Origin of the sequence: Daejeonella sp. (assembly GCF_044232565.1) — a bacterium.
GTDB lineage: Bacteria > Bacteroidota > Bacteroidia > Sphingobacteriales > Sphingobacteriaceae > Daejeonella.
In genome coordinates this window covers 1-4,105 of the sequence record NZ_JBIILQ010000329.1, presented here as the reverse complement: position 1 = coordinate 4,105, position 4,105 = coordinate 1, and the positions used below count along the sequence as shown (strand labels likewise).

General features: G+C 36.2%; 5 protein-coding genes and 1 pseudogene. All 6 read left to right on the top strand.

Annotated elements, in window-relative coordinates; all coding sequences use genetic code 11:
• Positions 1 to 177: pseudogene (locus ACILQF_RS12925) on the top strand (transketolase family protein); the annotation flags it as partial.
• Positions 178 to 219: 42 nt separating this feature from the next.
• Positions 220 to 771, top strand: coding sequence for an RNA polymerase sigma factor (locus tag ACILQF_RS12920; RefSeq protein WP_395627812.1), 552 nt, complete (start codon positions 220 to 222; stop codon positions 769 to 771).
• A gap of 30 nt (positions 772 to 801) precedes the next feature.
• Positions 802 to 1,422 carry a hypothetical protein gene (locus ACILQF_RS12915; protein WP_395627811.1) on the top strand — a complete coding sequence of 207 codons (621 nt, stop codon included), beginning with the start codon at positions 802 to 804 and terminating at the stop codon, positions 1,420 to 1,422.
• Positions 1,423 to 1,433: 11 nt separating this feature from the next.
• Positions 1,434 to 1,859, top strand: coding sequence for a hypothetical protein (locus tag ACILQF_RS12910; protein WP_395627810.1), 426 nt, complete (start codon positions 1,434 to 1,436; stop codon positions 1,857 to 1,859).
• 66 nt (positions 1,860 to 1,925) lie between these two features.
• Entirely contained in the window at positions 1,926 to 3,119 is a 1,194-nt protein-coding gene (locus ACILQF_RS12905) for an aspartate aminotransferase family protein (protein ID WP_395627809.1), read from the top strand.
• Positions 3,120 to 3,216: 97 nt separating this feature from the next.
• Positions 3,217 to 4,105 (top strand): DEAD/DEAH box helicase (locus tag ACILQF_RS12900; RefSeq protein WP_395627808.1); only part of this gene is annotated, 889 nt, incomplete at its 3' end.

The following is a 4,105-nucleotide window of genomic DNA, read 5'->3' as shown; positions in this document are numbered from 1 at the left end:
GGATTAGGAGACAGTATTGCACAACTTTTAGCGACAAACAATCCGGTTCCTCAAGAATATGTTGCTGTAAATGACAGCTTCGGTGAGAGTGGAACTCCAGATCAGCTCATGAAAAAGTATGGTTTAGATACTGAAGATATCATCAAGGCGGTTAGAAAGGTTATCAAACGCAAGTAAGATAATCCATTCCTGAGTCTGGGCCATTTTTTAAAAGAAAATATGCAGGTTGAAGATTCAGAAATCTTAAATAAATTCGCTCAGGAAAGTACTCGGACTGAAGCTTTTTCATTGTTACTGAATAAGTATCAGCAAAAAATCTATTGGCATGTGCGAAGGATGGTGATCAATCATGATGATGCGGATGACCTTGTGCAGGATGTTTTTATAAAGATTTGGAAAAATCTTGCAAACTTCCGTAGTGATTCACAGCTCTATACCTGGATTTATCGTATAGCCAGCAATGAATGCATTACCTTTTTAAATCGCAAAAAATTAAGAAATAGTGTTTCTCTAGATGATTCAGAAGGAAGAAACTTGCTTGAAACTCTAGCTGAAAGCCCCTATTTTGACGGCGACAAAGCCCAGATGAAGCTCCAAAAAGCCATACTAACACTACCCGAAAAGCAAAGGCTAGTCTTTAACATGAAATACTTTGACGACCTAAAATATGAGGAAATCTCAAGCATTTTAGGAACGAGCGTTGGTGCCTTAAAAGCTTCATTTCACATTGCCGTCAATAAAATAGAGCATATTTTATTAAACTCTGATTAAACCTTTTAAAATTAAAAATATCAAACGAGCATGAAATTAAATGATTTAGATCGAGAATGGGAAAAGGAGGCTCCAACTCTTGCCGCAATGGGAAGAGAAAATCCTTTTGCCCTGCCTTCGGATTATTTCGAGTCTCTATCTAATAATTTGACGTCAAAAGCACTCATCGAGGCTGCTCGATTTGAAAATGAGGAAGAATTTAGCATTCCAAAGGGCTATTTTGAACAACTGGAAAAACAAATAAAGGCGAAACTTGCCATTGAAAATATAAATGAACTAGACCCATACAGCGGATTTAGTATTCCTGATGATTATTTTTCTAACCTCAGTCAAACAATTGAAGAAAAAATTGGGCAACAAGCGGTAGTCCGAAAGAAAAGCATTTTCAAATCATGGATTAGCTATTCTGCAGCAGCATGTATTACAATGGTCATAGGATCAGTCGTTTATTTAAATATGAAATCAGATAATATTAGCAGTGATTTATCAAATATTCCAGATCAAGAAATTATCAATTACCTTCAAATTCACAGCACAGTAAATGACAATCAGTACATTATCGAAAATCTAAGTGATGAAGGTCTTCAGCAAGTATCAAACGATGTTTCATCACAAGAGATAGAACAATACATTAAAAATAACAGCTTATGAAAGGTACAATAATGAAAAGATTAAGTGTTATTATTATCCTCTTAATGGTGAGTGTTTCACTATTTGCCCAATCGAAAAGCGAACGCTATGAGGAGATTGAAGCTATAAAAATTGCTTTTATTACTAAAAAACTAGATTTAAGTACCGAAGAAGCACAGAATTTTTGGCCAGTTTATAACAGCTACCAAAAAGAATTGATGCTCTTGATGAAGAAAAGAAGAGAGGAAAGACTACGTACTGACCTTGAGTCTAACGATAAAATCAACTTAGACCTAGCCTATGAAAGCAAAATGCTTGATTTAAAGAAGAAATATAAAAAACTCTATTCTAAAACTATTTCTGCAGAAAAAATCCTGCTTCTATACCAAGCAGAACGCGAATTTAGAGAGCATTTAATTAAGCAACTAAACCACCGTCGTAAGTCAACGAATAAATAAAGCCTTTTAAACTTATAAATATTAAAGCCTAATTTTAAGAAGCTTTAAAATTGTGTATTTTTGGGAATGCTTAGTCCACGACAGCTCTTTCTACTTAATACCGCACAAACTTCTTCTTCGCCACGTCTATTAGAAATTGACCGCGCAGAGGGCATGTATCTATATGATTATGCAGGCAAGAGCTACATGGATCTTGTATCAGGCTTTGCGGTTAGCAATACCGGGCATAGACACCCAAAGGTTATTCAGGCAATTAAGGATCAAGCCGACAAATACCTTCACCTCACAGTGTATGGTGAATACATCCAAGCACCACAAATAAAATTTGCAAGTAAATTAGTCTCTGTTTTACCCAACACTCTAAGCTCTATTTATTTTGTAAATTCTGGAGCCGAGGCCACTGAGGGTGCCATGAAGCTCGCCAAACGCTATACAGGAAGAGCTGAAATTATTGCTTGTAAAAACTCCTATCACGGGAGTACTCATGGGGCACTTAGCGTAATGGGGAATGAACATTATAAACAAGCATACAGACCCCTTTTACCCGGTATACAATTCATCGAATTCAATAATTTGATTGATCTCAGCATGATTAGTACCGATACTGCGGCTGTAATTATGGAAACTATACAAGGCGAAGCTGGAGTAATTGTTCCCGATACAAATTACATGCAATGTTTGAGAAAACGATGCGATGAAACGAACACATTACTAATTTTAGATGAAATTCAATCAGGATTTGGTCGGACAGGAAAATTATTCGCCTTTGAACATTTTGATATAAAACCTGATATTTTACTTTTAGCGAAAGGGATGGGCGGAGGAATGCCCATAGGTGCTTTTATCTCGAGCAATGAGATCATGAGCGTTTTAAAAGAAAATCCAATCTTAGGGCATATTACCACCTTTGGTGGACATCCGGTAAGTTGCGCTGCGGGACTTGCAAATTTAGAGGTAATTTTAGATGAAAATCTCATTGATGATGTCAATAGAAAAGAATCTCTCTTCAGAAAACACCTGCAACATCCAGAAATTAAAGAGATCAGAGGCAGAGGACTTATGTTAAGTATACAGTTAACAAGCTTCGAACAAGTTGAAAAGGTAAGTAAACGTTGTGTTGAAAATGGGATAATTATTGATTGGTTTTTACATTGCGATACGGCCATGCGCATAGCTCCTCCCTTAATAATCACTGATAATGAAATCAAAATGGCTTGCAAAACTATTATCGAAGCAATAGAATTTTACCAATCACACTAGTCTCTATTTTCATCAATCCATACATTATCATTTAAATCCGTACCTTTGCGGAAATATAAAATTGCTGGCATTTTAAACAGCAATGTAAAATCAATACATGTCATTCGAAGAATTAAACCTAATTGAGCCTATTTTAAAGGCTTTAAAAACAGAGGGTTATACCAACCCCACTCCCATTCAGGAACAATCAATACCCATCATATTAGAACGTAAAGACCTTTTAGGCTGTGCTCAAACCGGAACGGGAAAAACCGCAGCCTTTGCTATTCCAATCCTTCAGATTTTAGAAGGAGGAAAGATATTCGATAAGGGACCAAGAGCAATAAAATGTTTAATTTTAACCCCTACACGTGAGTTAGCCATACAAATTGGTGAAAGTTTTACTGCTTATGGCCGTCATACAGGTATGAAGCACGCAGTAATTTTTGGCGGAGTGTCGCAGGGATCTCAAGTTTCAGCCTTAAAATCAGGAGTTGATATTCTTATTGCTACTCCTGGAAGGTTACTGGACTTGATCAATCAAAAATTTGTTCAATTGCATTACTTGAAGATTTTTGTGCTTGATGAGGCAGACCGCATGCTCGATATGGGTTTTATACATGATGTAAAGAAGCTCATTACCAAGATTCCACAGAAACGTCAGACTTTATTTTTCTCGGCTACAATGCCTGATGAAATACAAAAATTGGCTAATACCATTCTGGTAAATCCAGAAAAAGTGGAAGTTACACCAGTTTCTAGTACTGCAGATACCATTGATCAATCTCTATTTTTTGTAGAGAAGAACGATAAGAAAAAATTATTGATTCATATCCTCAGCGATAAAAACATTAAGTCTGCGCTAATTTTTAGTAGAACTAAACATGGTGCTGATAAAATAACAAAAGACCTTGTAAAGGCAGGAATTAAAACTGAAGCCATTCATGGTAATAAATCGCAAAATGCTCGCCAGAAAGCATTGTCGAATTTTAAAAGCGGACAAATTA

Bases quoted from the DNA above. Each gene is read 5' to 3' on its own strand.
- ACILQF_RS12920 (WP_395627812.1), top strand. From the start codon at position 220: ATGCAGGTTGAAGATTCAGAAATCTTAAATAAATTCGCTCAGGAAAGT.
- ACILQF_RS12915 (WP_395627811.1), top strand. From the start codon at position 802: ATGAAATTAAATGATTTAGATCGAGAATGGGAAAAGGAGGCTCCAACT.
- ACILQF_RS12910 (WP_395627810.1), top strand. From the start codon at position 1,434: ATGAAAAGATTAAGTGTTATTATTATCCTCTTAATGGTGAGTGTTTCA.
- ACILQF_RS12905 (WP_395627809.1), top strand. From the start codon at position 1,926: ATGCTTAGTCCACGACAGCTCTTTCTACTTAATACCGCACAAACTTCT.